At 68.0% G+C, this 247-nt stretch carries 1 protein-coding gene; it reads left to right on the forward strand.

Features of this window, described 5'->3' with window-relative positions:
• Positions 1–247, forward strand: a 247-nt coding sequence (trhA, locus tag SB816_RS34010) for a PAQR family membrane homeostasis protein TrhA (protein ID WP_410548500.1), incomplete at both ends; no start/stop codon positions are given.

The following is a 247-nucleotide window of genomic DNA, read 5'->3' on the forward strand; positions in this document are numbered from 1 at the left end:
GGCTCAAGGCGATCCTGCAGAAGTGCGACCATTCGGCCATTTATCTGCTGATCGCGGGCAGCTACACGCCCTTCGCGCTCGTCACGCTGCGCGGCCCGTGGGGCTGGTCGCTGTTCGGCGTGAGCTGGGGGCTCGCCGCATTCGGGATCGCGCAGGAGCTCACGCTCGGACGGCGCACGCGCATCGTGTCGATGGTGCTGTACGTGCTGATGGGCTGGCTCGCGCTCGTCGCGATCCGCCCGCTGAT

This window comes from Achromobacter sp. SIMBA_011, assembly GCF_046535435.1.
Taxonomy (GTDB): domain Bacteria; phylum Pseudomonadota; class Gammaproteobacteria; order Burkholderiales; family Burkholderiaceae_B; genus Achromobacter; species Achromobacter dolens.